We start from the raw sequence: 13,749 nt of genomic DNA, 5'->3' as shown, positions 1-13,749 counted from the left end.
ACGGATCCTGCACCAAATTTTTTAAGGGATTAGGCTACTATCTCAATTAAATTTCCATCAGGATCCTGTATCACTGCTTCGTAATATCCGTCACCAGTAGTACGTGGGTCAGAGACTAATATCCCCTGTTCTTTTGCCAGTGTTGCCATAGCATCAACATTTTCTCTCCCCCCCACTGACATGGCGAGATGCACCCATCCTGAAGTGTTATTGTCAGGAGTTCGTTGTGTCAATCCAGGCTTCGTCATTAACTCAATCGCAATATCCTCACCAATAGTGACAAAATAAGATTCAAATCCAGGATTGGTTTTACTGCAGTATTTTTCGTTGATCTTTGCGTCAAAAAACGTAACCCAGAACTGCGCTTGCTGTTCAAGATCCCGTGTCCATAACGCCATATGCGCAACTTTCATAGCGAACCTCTCTCATAATATCTACTACAGGACGCCCCTTTAAGGGGTGTTGACATCGTGAACCATAATGCACGATTATGCTTGTTATTGCTCGATGTTTATTTTTTCTGGAGTACACATGCTCGATTACGCCGCATTTCCGGAACAGCGCCAGGCGCTCATTTATCAGATCCTGCAGGAAAACGGCAGGGTCATCTGTTCCGAACTCGCCAGCAGGTTGGGCGTTTCAGAACACACAATCCGCCGCGACCTGCATGAGCTGAGTAAAGATGGCGTATGTAAAAAAGTCTATGGCGGCGCAGTCATTGCCCTCCCTGAATCCGAAGACATCAGCGTGCGTAAGCGTATTAATGTGGCGAAAAAGAGCAATATCGCGCAGAGATGCGCCCGGCTGGTTAAATCAGGAAGCTGCATTTTTATCGATACGGGCAGTACCAATATGGCAATGGCTGAAGCCCTGCCCGCCGAGCTGGCGCTAACCGTGGTGACAAATTCACCGGAGATTGCCGCCGTTTTACTAAAAAAACCGCTATTTGACGTCATTATACTGGGCGGTGCAGTACAGCGATCTTCAGGAGGATGTGTGGGGGCCGCCGCTATTGCACAGGTGCAGGGTATTTTATTCGATCAGGGATTTATTGGCGGTTGTGCAATGTCGCCTGAACCCGGCTTAACGGGATTTGATTACGCGGATTGTGAGTTCAAAAAAGCAGTGATCAAGCAGTGCAATGAAACTATCGTCGCGCTGACAGCGGAGAAGATCCCGGCTGTCGCCCGTTATGTCGTCACCGAAAGCAGCAATATCGATGTGATTGTTGTCGAGGATAATATTAGCAAAGAGTATGCCACGGCTTTCCAGGCGCACGATATTCGTATTTATACCGTATAACATCTGTACTACAGTTCTTTCTTTATGGCTCGCTGAAAACTCACCGTGCTAAATAGCGCCCCGGGCGTCAGCGCAGTGATCGTTGACAGGTGATCCAGACGTATTGTTTGCTGGTCTTCATCGTGCTCCACCAGCAGAAATTCTTCTTTATCCGTTGTGGTACACGTCGTCAACGCTTTGGCATCAAAACATCTGCTATCCGTTAGCTCAATGCGTAACCAATAGTGGTACAGGCAAGCGATTTCCAGATAATCATGAAGATCGCAATCTATCGGATAATATTTTTCCGTCGCTTTCATCACTCCACCTTGCCTTGTCTGTTCGGGAAATGGCTAACACCACGTCCCGAACGTGCCTGCAATATTAGTGTTTCAAAATATACATTGTGCGACTGTATGCCACATCTTCAGGGTTAGTAATCGGATACCCTTTCAGCCACGGTTTGATTAAACGCCCGTTGGTATAATGATAGATAGGCGCAATAGGTGCTTGTTCCATCAGAATTTTCTCTGCTGCGTTATAATCGGCATTCCGCGCTTTTTCTGTATTCTCCAGAGTAGCCTGGGTCAACACTTTATCGTATGCCGGATTATTAAAGCGGGAGATATTGCCCGTATGGGTCGATGTTAATAGCGACAGGAACGTCGAAGGCTCATTGTAGTCCCCCACCCAGGAAGCGCGGATCACATCAAAATTGCCGGTATTACGGCTGTCAATATAGGTTTTCCACTCCTGATTCTGCAGTTTTACGTCAACGCCGAGGTTTTTCTTCCACATAGACGCGACTGCGATAGCAATCTTCTGATGGTTTTCAGAGGTGTTGTACAGCAGTGTAAGTTTAAGCGGTTTCTGTGGACCATAGCCCGCTGCACGCAGCAGCGTTTTCGCCTGGGCATTAAGCTCTTCCTGACTCATTTGTTCAAAGGGTGACGGTTCTGGCATAAATCCTGCTGTGACATCCGGCGTAAAATGCCAGGCGGGTTTTTCACCAGTCCCCAAGACTTTTTCCGCCATCAGGCGACGATCGATCGTCATGCTGAGCGCCAGACGCACGCGTGAGTCGGCAGTCGGTCCCTTCTGGGTATTGAAGGCATAATAGTAGGTGCCAAGCTGAGGCGGGGTGTAAACCTGTCCAGGAATATCCTTCAACAGTTTTTGATACATGTTTTTCGGGAAGGACTCGGTAATATCGATATCACCTGCAAGATAGCGCTTGGTCGCTGCCGACTCCTGGTTAATTGGCAGGAAAGTAACTTTCTGCAGCACCGTTTTGGCGTTGTCCCAATAATGCGTGTTCGGCACAACTTCCAGTTTTTCGTTCACGACGCGATCTTTGAGCACATAAGCGCCGTTACCAATCAGATTGCCGGGTTTGGTCCACTCTTTGCCGCTCTCAACATTGGCTTTCTGTACCGGATAAAACGCAAAACTCGCCGTCAGATTGGCAAACCAGGGCAGTGGTTTATCCAGTTGAACCTTCAACGTACGCGCATCAATCGCGCTAACGCCAAGCTTATCCGGCGTGGCTTTTCCATCGATGATGGCCTGTGCATTGTTAATGCCTGCCAGCGCAGCAAACCAGGCAAACGGCGACAGCGTTTTCGGATCAACCAGACGCTGCCAGCTATAGACAAAATCCTGTGCCGTTACCGGCGTACCATCAGCCCATTGCGCATTGTCGCGTAGCGTAAACGTCCAGATACGGTTATCGTTGCTTTTCCATTGAGTGGCAACGCCAGGCACAATCTCGCCCTTCTCATTCTGGTTGACCAGTCCTTCGAATAAATCACGGATAACCTGGATTTCAGGAAGCCCGACGGCCTTTGCCGGATCCAGTGACGCCGGTTCATCTTTTATATGACGCACCAGTTCTTGTTTTTCTGCCAGCACCGTTCCGCTGGGAACATCAGCAGCCCAGGATAATGAAATGCTGCTAACCAACAGCGCACAACAGGTTACTGAAACAGAATACTGCATAAGATACCCTCAATTCCGGCTACTAGGTGAATGTGTAATTATTTGTATCGCCAGCAGGAAATGCAATTAACTTCCGACAAGAAAGTGATATTACACCTGAAAAGTTAAGTGTGTGAAAACGATTTGATTATCCATAAATTTTGCACAACACTGCGAGTAACTATCCAATCATTCAGAGATGACTATGACTGTTACCCGCCCCCGTGCCGAGCGCGGCGCATTTCCGCCAGGTACCGAACATTACGGACGTTCATTGCTCGGCGCACCGCTGATCTGGTTTCCCGCAATGGCTGCCGATCGTGAAAGCGGTCTGATACTGGCAGGAACGCACGGCGACGAGAACTCATCGGTCGTCACCCTTTCCTGTGCATTGCGTACGCTTAACCCTTCCTTGCGTCGTCACCATGTCGTGCTGGCGGTTAACCCTGACGGTTGTCAGCTCGGACTGCGTGCCAATGCGAACGGCGTGGACCTTAACCGTAACTTTCCCGCCGCAAACTGGAAAGCGGGTGAAACGGTGTATCGTTGGAACAGCAGCGCAGAGGAGCGCGATGTGGTGTTGTTGACCGGCGAAAACCCAGGTTCAGAACCAGAAACCCAGGCACTGTGTCAGCTCATTCACCGAATTCACCCTGCGTGGGTGGTCTCTTTTCACGATCCGCTGGCCTGTATTGAAGATCCCAGACGCAGCGAATTAGGCGCGTGGCTGGCGCAGTCGTTTGAATTGCCGCTTGTAACCAGCGTAGGTTATGAAACGCCCGGCTCTTTTGGAAGCTGGTGCGCAGATCTGAACTTACACTGTATCACCGCCGAATTTCCCCCCATTTCATCAGATGAAGCGAGCGAGAAATATCTGCTGGCCATGTCCAATCTCCTGCGCTGGCACCCTAGAGATGAAGCTGTCCGGTCGTAAAATGCAAGGCTGGCTCCGCATCGGTGGCAAGCCACGTTGGGCCGTCAAGGTCGGCAAAGCTAACCAGTGGCGTAAGGGGTAACGCAGCGCCAATCGCTCGGGAGGTACACAGCATGCAGCCCAGCATGAGCGTAAATCCCTGCTCGCGTGCTTCGGTTGCCAGCGCAAGCGCTTCCGTCAGGCCGCCTGTTTTATCCAGTTTGATATTGACCATTTCATAGCGTCCATGCAACGCTTTCAGACTGCTACGGGTGTGGCAGCTTTCATCTGCGCAGATGGGCAGCGGATGCACAAAATTTTCCAGCGCGGCATCATCCTGCGCTGGCAGCGGCTGCTCAAGCATCGCAACCCCTAAATCAGCCAGCAGTTGACAGCGAGCCGCCAGGCCTTCTGCCCGCCAGGACTCATTAGCGTCGACAATAATTGTGGCATCGGGTACAGCGGCACGAATGGCAACCATCCGCTCGCTAATTAAGCGCTCATCCAGTTTCACTTTCAGCAGTTTTGCGCCATTACCCCATAGCGCAGCCGCGCTCGCCGCCATTTGCTCCGGCGTGCCAATCACCACGGTTTGCGCCGTCGTCACTATCTCAGCCAGTTTACTTCCTGCTAATTCTGCCAGCGACTGCTGCTGTTGACGCGCACTCAAATCCCACAACGCGCAGTCCACGGCATTACGCGCCGCTCCCGCTGGCAGCAGTTTTTGCAGATCTTCACGCGTCAGTCCGTTTTCCAGTTGTGGCGCAATGCTCATAATTTGCGCCAGCACAGAGGCATCGCTTTCGCCGTAGCGTGGGTACGGCGTACACTCGCCAATACCTGTGACGCCGTTTTCTGCCACTTCGACCACCACCACATGCGCTTCAGTTCGACTCCCACGGGCAATGACAAAGGGAGTGTGCAGCGGCCAGGCTTCCTCATATACCTTAACTGTTCTCATTTGTTTTCCTTAATACAGTCCCTGAAGCGGATATCCGCAAATAGCGTTTGCCGTGTTAACTGTTGATGGCATAAACTAGCCTCGACGTTAACTATATGTAAACAGGAAGATAACCATGTCACAAACCGTTCATTTCCAGGGCAACCCGGTTGCAGTTGCCGGCTCTATTCCTCAGACTGGAAGCAAAGCTCAGGCTTTTACCCTTGTGGCTAAAGACCTGTCTGACGTTACGCTGGGCCAGTTCGCAGGCAAGCGCAAAGTGCTGAATATTTTCCCAAGCATCGATACCGGCGTTTGCGCGGCATCGGTACGTAAGTTTAACCAACTGGCGACAGAAATCGACAATACCGTCGTACTGTGCATCTCAGCCGACCTGCCATTCGCCCATTCTCGCTTTTGCGGCGCGGAAGGTCTGAGCAACGTTATCACGCTGTCCACCCTGCGGAATGCAGAATTCCTGAAAAACTACGGCGTTGAAATCGCTGAAGGTCCGCTGAAAGGCCTGGCCGCACGCGCCGTGGTTGTTATCGATGAAAATGACAACGTCGTTTTCAGCCAACTGGTCAATGAAATCACCAACGAGCCAGACTACACCGCTGCGCTGGACGTTCTGAAAGCTTAAGCCAGCCTACATACAAAAATGCCTCCGGATGGAGGCATTTTCATTTATGGCATTACTCTTCGCTTTTTTTCTGCTGACTCAGTCCATACTCTCGCAATTTGTTAGCAATCGCGGTATGCGAAACACCGAGGCGTTTGGCGAGTTTGCGCGTGCTGGGATAATTCATATAAAGCTGCGTCAGCACTGAGCGTTCAAAGCGGCTGGTAATTTCATCCAGCGATCCTTCCATCACTTCTTCTCCGACCGCTACCGTAGCCGCATCATAATCCGGCAGTAAAATATCCTGCGGACGCAACTCATAGCCTTCAAGCTGGGTCAGCGCCCGATAGATAGCATTTTTAAGCTGGCGCACGTTACCCGGCCAACCATAGCGGGTTAACACCGTGCTAAGATCGGCGGACAACTTCGGACGCGGTACGCCCTGCTCGTCGGCAAAACGTGCCACAAACAGTTCGGTAAGCGGCATAATATCTTGCGGGCAATCGCGCAGCGGCGGCAGGTTTAGCGTCAGTACATTCAGACGATAATAGAGATCTTCACGGAAAAGCCCTTTTTGCACCAGCTCCACAAGGTTCTTTTGCGTCGCGCAAATCACGCGAACATCAACATGAACTTCATGATCTTCTCCCACGCGACGGAACGTGCCGTCATTGAGAAAACGCAGCAGTTTGGTCTGCATACGCGGCGACATTTCGCCAATTTCATCCAACAGAACCGAACCGCCATTCGCCTGCTCAAAGAAGCCTTTTTTGCCTTCCGGCGCATGACCAAATAGTTCGCTTTCGACCGCATCTTCAGGAATCGATGCGCAATTGAGCGCCAGATACGGCTTCGACGCACGTGGACTCGCCAGATGGCAGGCATGGGCAAAGAGATCTTTGCCAGTGCCGGTATTACCGGTAATCAGCAGCGGCGCACTCAGCGTTGCCAGCTTACGCGCCTGTTCCACAACGTGTTTCATTTTGGCGCTGACGGCAATAATCTGGCTGAACGCGCTTAGATCTTGCGTGGTCATATTTTGCAACTGACGTCCCATCCGGAGGGTGGAACGTAGCATAACAACGGCACCGGTCAGCATCTGTTCCTGATTTTCTCCCTGCAAATGGACTGGCGTAATTTCCATCAGGAAGTTCTGTCCGTTAATCACCACATGCTCGCTATGCGAATCCTGCGGATTGCTTTCGAGCCAGCGCTGGAAATTGAACCCGTTGATTAACTGGGCCGCGGTATGATTGCGCATACGATCCTGCGTGTGAGTGAAAAGCTGACAGCTCGCAGGATTCGCCATCTCGATTTTGCTTTTCATATCCAGAGAAAGGACCGGTTCTGGTAGCGCCTCAAGCAGCGCACTCAGCGCAAGATGTTCACGCTCTGAAGGCATCCAGGGTACGGTACGTACATCCGTAACACCAGAAATACGGCGGATTTCAGCCATCAGGCTACTGAAATTGGTGAACTCCAGTTCCGCAAAATTGAGGTAAATTCGCCCGATGGGGTCAATCTCGATACCGCGCAAATCAATGCTTCTCAGCACCAGTAAATCGAGCAATTCGCGGGTCAGACCAAGTCGGTCTTCACAAAAGACTTCCAAACGCATAGGAACCTTCACCTGGACAAGGGATTATGTATTAAATGATAAGACAGTATTGGGTTTGCAGGAAGAACTCTGTCAACAAATATTGACAGCTCGTTGGAAAAACGGGCACCTGGACGTAAAGCTGTACGATCGGCGCCCGATTATTGGCTAGCTTTCGCGCGGAGATTTATTCTTTTGTAAGGTCTCTTTCACCTGACCAATCAGTTGGCGGCGAAAATCGCCCAGTCGAGGCTTATCGTCATCGATCCACGGTAGCGGTCGGCATAGTTCCATGGCTTTGATACCCAGACGCGCCGTTAATAAGCCCGCGCCAATGCCCTGAGCGGCACGTGTCGATAAGCGGGCGGCTAAATCCTGCGACATCCAGTCCATTCCCACTTCCCGCACCAGTTCACTGGCTCCGGCAAAAGCAATATTCAGCAGCACCAGACGGAACAAGCGCAGGCGGCTGTAATAACCAAGTTCAATACCATACAGCGATGCGATGCGATTAATCAGCCGCAGATTGCGCCAGGCGATAAACGCCATATCCACTAGCGCCAGCGGGCTGACGGCAATCATCAGCGTGGACTCCGCCGCTGAACGGCTAATCTCACGCCGGGCTTGCGCATCCAGAACCGGCTGCACAAGATGCGCATACAGGCTAACTACTTCACGATCGTTCTGCGTTTCATGAATTGAGGCATACCAGCGCTGAAGCGCCGGGTGGGACTGATCGATACCCGCCTGCTGCGCCAGCTTTTCACAAAATGCGCGTCCTTTCCCGGTTCCGTGGCTATGGAGCAGATCTCGCGCTTCATCGCGCTCGTGCGCGCGCTGGCGCAAACGCCATAACCGACGCCACTCTGTCGCAACCGACCCCACACCCGCGCCAATAATCAATGCGCCAGCAGCACATCCTCCCAGCGCAACCCAGTCCTGAGTCTGCCAGGCATTCATGGTCCACTGCACTCCCTGAGCGACAACGCTCACGCCAAACAGTGCCAGCCCACCCATCACCATCTTGCGCCACAGACTGCGTTTAGGGCGAAGGGCCGCATCAATGACGGCTTCTGCCTGACCTTCATCTTCCAGTGGTTCATCCACTGTCGCCGGAGAAAAAGTCTGCGCTTCCGTTTCGTTAAACATCTGCTGTGCTTTAAACGCCGCATTTTGTTCCACATCCAGCGGACCTGAGAAATCGATACGCGGTTTTAATGGCTCGCTCATCGCAATTTATCTCCTATTAAAAACTCCAGCGCGGCATCAAGACGGATATGCGGTAAGGGCTTATCGACATCCATCACCTGCGGGCGAAATGCCTCAAACTGGAAACCCTGGCTGTCCCAAAACGCTTGTCCAGGTAAACGTGCGGGTACTTCACCAGGATAGACCGTCAGCGGTTCGCCATCGCTCAGGCGATTACCACGCAGCGCGGGGATCTTCTCACCCTTCACATCGATCAGGCCGCTGGTGGTTGCCTGCACCGATGCCAGACCCAGACAATCCATGCTGATGCCTTCGAATGCGGCGTTTTGCCAGGCATCCTGGATCAACTGCTGCAATAGCGACACCATATTAGCGTGCTGATCGACGGTGACATGGTCCGCTTTGGTGGCGGCAAACAGCAGTTTGTCGATCACCGGTGAAAACAGCCGACGAAACAGCGTGCGCTGTCCGTAATGGAAGCTTTGCATCAGTTGGGTCAGCGCCAGACGCATGTCGTTAAACGCCTGTGGCCCACTGTTGAGCGGTTGCAGGCAATCAACTAGCACAATCTGACGGTCAAAGCGCAGGAAGTGATTCTTATAAAATCCCTTCACGACTTTTTCACAGTAGTAATTAAATCTGTCGCGCAGCATACCCGCATTGGTGTGCTTATCTGCCTGCGCCAGCTTCGATTCTCCCCAGGCATCAACGTCCGGCCACGGGAAAAACTGCAACGCAGGCGCGCCCGCCATATCACCTGGCAGGACAAAACGGCCCGGCTGAATAAAGTGCAGCCCCTGCTGCTTGCATTGATGCAGATACTCCGTCCAGGCAGCAGCGATTTCTGCGAGGCGGTTTTCATCAGCAGGTGCCAGTGGATCAAGCCCGTGGCTTAACTGCCGCCATTTTGCCGACCATTCACCACGCTGCCCTTGTAATAATCCGGTCATTTGACGCGACCAGCTCAAATAGTCCTGTGCCAGCATCGGTAAATCAAGCAGCCACTCTCCCGGATAATCGACGATTTCCAGATACAGCGTGGAGGTGTCTTTAAAGTGGCGCAGTAACGAGTCATTGGACTTGTAGCGCAGCGCCAGACGTATTTCACTCACACCACGTGTCGGTGTTGGCCAGGTCGGCGGAGAGCCATACAGCTGAGCCAATCCTTCATCATAGGTAAAGCGCGGAATGCCAAAGTCGCGTTGTGGAACCCGCTTAACGCCGAGCAGACGCTCTTCGCGTACGCAACTGAGCAACGGCAGACGCGCACCAGCATGAATATTGAGTAGCTGGTTTACCATCGCGGTGATAAATGCTGTCTTACCGCTACGGCTAAGTCCGGTGACAGCCAGCCGCAAATGCCGGTCTACGCCGCGATTAACCAGCGAATTGAGTTCATTTTTAAGTCGCTTCATCGCCATCCCGTTTTGCTGAAGGAACCGAATAAATTATAACAAACAGGAAGTAAAGATAGGGGTCAATTCTTACTTATCAACTACCTGAGCGATATCAGGCGGTATAATTCTTACCGCCTGTAGCAGAAGAAATGCGAGCGGTTTACTTATTTTCTACTTTTGGCAGCGCAATCTGATTGATGCCACCTTCGTTAGTCACCTGCGTGTAGCCCATTTCAGTCAGCATGTCCTTCGCCTGCCCTGATTGACGCCCGGAGTTGCAGTAGAGCTTCACGGTATCGTTCTTATCAGGAACTTCAGTTACGATACGCGCCTTGATCTCTTTTAACGGGATGTTGACAGCCCCCTGAATATGCTGCTGTTGATACTGTTCAGGAACGCGAACATCAATCCAGTGCTCGGCAGCATAAACCGGCATGCCGATGACCAGTGCCAACGCGAATACGCTTTTCTTCAACATAATATCTTCCTGGCTGATAGTTGGATTTAACCCCTACACTATACGCCAGTTCTTAAGAAAATATTGCGATCGTATTATCACCGTCTGCGTCCGTGGACGATTGTTCATCAGCACACACATAGTGCGGTTAGCCTTTTGATTTTTCTAACCGTATTCCGAGATTGTTGTCATTCGCCAATTAACTCCATAATATGTCCGCCATTGACTCTCGGACGGAGCCTGGGAACTATGTCTCCTACCATTTATGATATTGCACGAGCCGCTGGCGTATCAAAATCCACGGTATCGCGCGTGCTTAATAAGCAAACCAACATCTCGCCAGAAGCGCTTGAAAAAGTGCAGCGCGCTATTGATGAGTTACAGTATCAGCCCAATAAACTTGCTCGCGCCCTCACCTCTTCCGGGTTTGATGCAATAATGGTGATATCTACCCGTTCTGCAAAAACAACCGCCGGGAATCCGTTTTTCTCTGAAGTGCTGCATGCAATTACTGCTAAGGCTGAAGAGGTCGGTTTTGATGTCATATTACAGACGTCGCGAAGCACTGAAGATGACCTGCAAAAATGCGAGAGCAAAATTAAGCAGAAATTGATCAAAGGGATCATTATGCTGAGTTCTCCCGCCGATGAATCATTTTTTGCAAGGCTGGATAAATACAATGTTCCGGTCGTAGTTATTGGTAAAGTCGAAGGTGACTATTCCAATGTTTATTCTGTAGATACCGATAACTATCGCGACAGTATTACGTTAACCAATGCGCTAATTGAGAGTGGACACCGCAATATAGCCTGTTTACATGCACCGCTTGACGTTCATGTTTCTATTGATCGCGTTAATGGTTATAAAGCCAGTCTTGAAGCGCATAATATCAAAATGCATGACGAGTGGATTATTGACGGGGGATATACCCATGAAACCGCCCTGCTCGCATCACGAAAATTACTAAGCCAACAGCCGTTACCCGACGCTGTATTTGCCACCGACAGCTTAAAGTTAATGAGTTTATATCGCGTAGCGGCCGAGCAAAACATTACTATCCCGCAACAACTTGCCGTTGTCGGTTACAGTAATGAACTGCTGTCTTTTATGCTGACCCCAGTTCCTGGCGGAATTGATGTACCCACCCAACAACTGGGTGAGCAAAGCTGCAATTTGTTATTTAAGCTGATTGCCGGTGAGAAAGGATTACAGAATATCACGGTAAGCACGCAAATATCATTGGCCGATTCACTGGTGTAAAAACTGGGGCATTAAATGCCCCAGTACATTTTAGAATGCGTAATTCACACCTACACCAGCATAATGGAATCTGTCACTTTCACCTTCGTCATGATCTTCCCACTCATAAGCATATTCCAGTGACATGGATAAACCGTTCTGGAAATCATAGGCATACAATAAACCAAGACGATTAAAATCATGACCTTCGCGTTCCGGATCGTCCTGCCAGTCCCAGTTTGACCAGCGATCAAGCCCTATACGAGTATACGGTGTCAGAGTCTTATTGCCGAAAGACAGCGGCAAATAAGCACGAATTTCCTGGGTTGAGAACTCACCATTATTACGTGAATCAGCCAGATTGAAACCGCGTTCAAGATAATAGTTAACCGTTAAGCCCACCGTTTCGTTAAACGTATAATTCAGCCCAGTCTCACTCTCGGCACGACTATCGGCGTAACCCGTAGTGCTCAAATCATTGACGAATTGATACATCGCCAGCCAGCCACTAAAACGCAGATCGTCGGTCAATTTAACATCCCAGTCCGGCTGAACTTTCCAACGCTGCATATTGGCGGTATCTTTTCCCGGTTCATTGACATAGTGATAACCGTAATTACGGAAACCACCGGTCAAACCGAAATTAACATCGTCGCTTTCGAGGAACTGATAACGGACTTCGAGTTCCGGGCGATCAAACCAGGTCCCACGTTTGCCCTCGCTGTAATCAACCGGTCCTTCCTGATAATAGGCCAGCGATATTTTCCACGGTCCATTGGACGCATTGAAATAGACGGACGGCTCAGCAAGTCCATCCATATCTTCGCCCTGACCTTCAACGTTTTCTATTTCGTACATAGCACCGATATTAAAGTGCCAGTCATTCTTTTCAGCAGCCTGCGCGCAGGCCATTCCTGCGCTGATTATCAGCGCAGTCGCGGACAGTAGGGTTTTCATTATTATTCCTTGTTAAAATACTCGCAAAAATGCCCCAAGGGTTGGGGGATTTTTATCCCCCCGGAATTTTATTGAATAGCCACTTCAGTTTCAGCATCAAAGAAATGGCATTTCGCCATATCAAAATGAATTGTGATGTTTTCTCCTGCGTGATAATCATTAACTGCACCGGCACGGACCACCAACTCATGCCCCCCAACAACGGTATAAAGCATAAATTCAGCGCCGGTGAGTTCTGCAACGCTAATTTTTGCCAATACACTATTTTCATTTTCAATCTGCGGATGTATATCCTCAGGGCGAATACCCAGCGTGACCGCCTGATGCTCATAGCCCTGTGCTTTTAATTTTGCCAATTTAATTTCTGGAATCGTTAACTTCAGTGTTTCAGTAACAAACTTATTTCCGTCAATCGCACCACGAATAAAGTTCATTGCAGGTGAACCAATAAAACCGGCAACAAACATATTTGCTGGGTGGTTATAAACCGTTTTTGGTGCACCAACCTGTTGAACTATGCCATCCTTCATAATCACAATACGCGTCGCCATGGTCATGGCTTCGGTTTGATCGTGGGTAACATATATCATGGTGGTATTGAGTTTCTGATGCAGTTTGCTAATTTCTGCCCGCATCTGAACGCGAAGTTTGGCATCGAGATTCGATAAGGGTTCATCCATCAGGAAAACCCCCGCCTCGCGAACAATTGCACGCCCCAGCGCCACGCGCTGACGCTGGCCACCAGATAATGCACCGGGTTTACGCTGCAGATAATCGCGAAGACCAAGGATTTGCGCCGCCCAATTGACGCGTTCCTCAATTACGGCAGGCGAAATTTTCTGCATTTTAAGGCCAAACGCCATGTTGTCATACACGGTCATGTGCGGGTACAACGCGTAGTTCTGAAAAACCATTGCTATGTTGCGTGATTTGGCCGGCACATCGTTCATCCGCTTACCGTCAATCAGCAGATCGCCACCGCTGATCTCCTCCAGACCGGCGATCATACGCAGCGTTGTTGACTTCCCACATCCGGAAGGGCCAACAAAAACAATGAATTCTTTATCTTCAATTTCCAGATTAAAGTCTTTAACGACATGCACCTGGTTACCGTATATTTTTTGGATGTGTTGCAACGAAAGCTGTGCCATGTTGAATCC

The 13,749-nt window shown here is 50.3% G+C and carries 14 protein-coding genes; 4 read left to right on the top strand and 10 right to left on the bottom strand.

Going from position 1 to position 13,749, the window contains the following annotated elements:
- Nucleotides 1-29: 29 nt before the first annotated feature.
- Nucleotides 30-413 (bottom strand): VOC family protein, encoded by a 384-nt coding sequence (locus OGX99_RS19520; protein WP_151219326.1) that lies wholly within the window; start codon nucleotides 411-413, stop codon nucleotides 30-32.
- Nucleotides 414-531: 118 nt separating this feature from the next.
- Between OGX99_RS19520 and OGX99_RS19515 the strand changes: the two genes are divergently transcribed.
- Entirely contained in the window at nucleotides 532-1,302 is a 771-nt protein-coding gene (locus OGX99_RS19515) for a DeoR/GlpR family DNA-binding transcription regulator (RefSeq protein ID WP_151219327.1), read from the top strand.
- Nucleotides 1,303-1,310: 8 nt separating this feature from the next.
- Here OGX99_RS19515 and OGX99_RS19510 read toward each other — a convergent pair whose 3' ends face one another.
- Together OGX99_RS19510 and mppA are read right to left on the bottom strand one after the other, a co-directional pair.
- Entirely contained in the window at nucleotides 1,311-1,601 is a 291-nt protein-coding gene (locus OGX99_RS19510; protein WP_187252359.1) for a Rho-binding antiterminator, read from the bottom strand.
- Between the two features lie 64 nt (nucleotides 1,602-1,665).
- Entirely contained in the window at nucleotides 1,666-3,279 is a 1,614-nt protein-coding gene (gene mppA, locus OGX99_RS19505; protein ID WP_286544760.1) for a murein tripeptide ABC transporter substrate-binding protein MppA, read from the bottom strand.
- Nucleotides 3,280-3,463: 184 nt separating this feature from the next.
- Here mppA and mpaA point away from each other — a divergent pair, with 184 nt between their 5' ends.
- Nucleotides 3,464-4,192 carry a murein tripeptide amidase MpaA gene (mpaA, locus tag OGX99_RS19500; RefSeq protein ID WP_151219328.1) on the top strand — a complete coding sequence of 243 codons (729 nt, stop codon included), beginning with the start codon at nucleotides 3,464-3,466 and terminating at the stop codon, nucleotides 4,190-4,192.
- Here the strand turns inward: mpaA and ycjG are convergent.
- Nucleotides 4,167-5,132 carry an L-Ala-D/L-Glu epimerase gene (ycjG, locus tag OGX99_RS19495; protein WP_286544757.1) on the bottom strand — a complete coding sequence of 322 codons (966 nt, stop codon included), beginning with the start codon at nucleotides 5,130-5,132 and terminating at the stop codon, nucleotides 4,167-4,169. The genes mpaA and ycjG overlap by 26 nt on opposite strands.
- Nucleotides 5,133-5,247: 115 nt before the next feature.
- On the opposite strand from ycjG, the gene tpx reads away from it, so the two are divergent.
- Entirely contained in the window at nucleotides 5,248-5,754 is a 507-nt protein-coding gene (gene tpx, locus OGX99_RS19490) for a thiol peroxidase (protein WP_151219330.1), read from the top strand.
- Between the two features lie 52 nt (nucleotides 5,755-5,806).
- Here tpx and tyrR read toward each other — a convergent pair whose 3' ends face one another.
- The 4 genes from tyrR to pspE form a co-directional block, all read right to left on the bottom strand.
- Entirely contained in the window at nucleotides 5,807-7,351 is a 1,545-nt protein-coding gene (gene tyrR, locus OGX99_RS19485; protein ID WP_187252357.1) for a transcriptional regulator TyrR, read from the bottom strand.
- Nucleotides 7,352-7,498: 147 nt separating this feature from the next.
- A complete protein-coding gene (locus OGX99_RS19480) occupies nucleotides 7,499-8,560 on the bottom strand; it encodes a YcjF family protein (RefSeq protein ID WP_008322369.1) in 1,062 nt (353 codons plus the stop codon).
- Entirely contained in the window at nucleotides 8,557-9,954 is a 1,398-nt protein-coding gene (locus OGX99_RS19475; protein ID WP_151219333.1) for a YcjX family GTP-binding protein, read from the bottom strand. The genes OGX99_RS19480 and OGX99_RS19475 overlap by 4 nt, the downstream gene beginning before the upstream one ends.
- 142 nt (nucleotides 9,955-10,096) lie before the next feature.
- Nucleotides 10,097-10,414, bottom strand: a complete 318-nt coding sequence (pspE, locus tag OGX99_RS19470; RefSeq protein WP_210905147.1) for a thiosulfate sulfurtransferase PspE — start codon at nucleotides 10,412-10,414, stop codon at nucleotides 10,097-10,099.
- 228 nt (nucleotides 10,415-10,642) lie between these two features.
- On the opposite strand from pspE, the gene OGX99_RS19465 reads away from it, so the two are divergent.
- Nucleotides 10,643-11,653, top strand: a complete 1,011-nt coding sequence (locus OGX99_RS19465) for a LacI family DNA-binding transcriptional regulator (RefSeq protein ID WP_286544753.1) — start codon at nucleotides 10,643-10,645, stop codon at nucleotides 11,651-11,653.
- A gap of 30 nt (nucleotides 11,654-11,683) precedes the next feature.
- Here the strand turns inward: OGX99_RS19465 and OGX99_RS19460 are convergent, their stop codons facing one another.
- Together OGX99_RS19460 and OGX99_RS19455 are read right to left on the bottom strand one after the other, a co-directional pair.
- Nucleotides 11,684-12,589: an OmpG family monomeric porin gene (locus OGX99_RS19460; protein ID WP_286544749.1), complete on the bottom strand. Its 906-nt coding sequence runs from the start codon at nucleotides 12,587-12,589 to the stop codon at nucleotides 11,684-11,686.
- 68 nt (nucleotides 12,590-12,657) lie between these two features.
- Entirely contained in the window at nucleotides 12,658-13,740 is a 1,083-nt protein-coding gene (locus OGX99_RS19455; RefSeq protein ID WP_286544747.1) for an ABC transporter ATP-binding protein, read from the bottom strand.
- Nucleotides 13,741-13,749: the final 9 nt, after the last annotated feature.

Source organism: Citrobacter sp. Cu096, assembly GCF_030332285.1.
Taxonomy (GTDB): Bacteria; Pseudomonadota; Gammaproteobacteria; order Enterobacterales; family Enterobacteriaceae; genus Citrobacter; species Citrobacter meridianamericanus.
The sequence above is the reverse complement of the archived record's forward strand: the minus strand, read 5'-3'. Positions and strand labels throughout refer to the sequence as shown.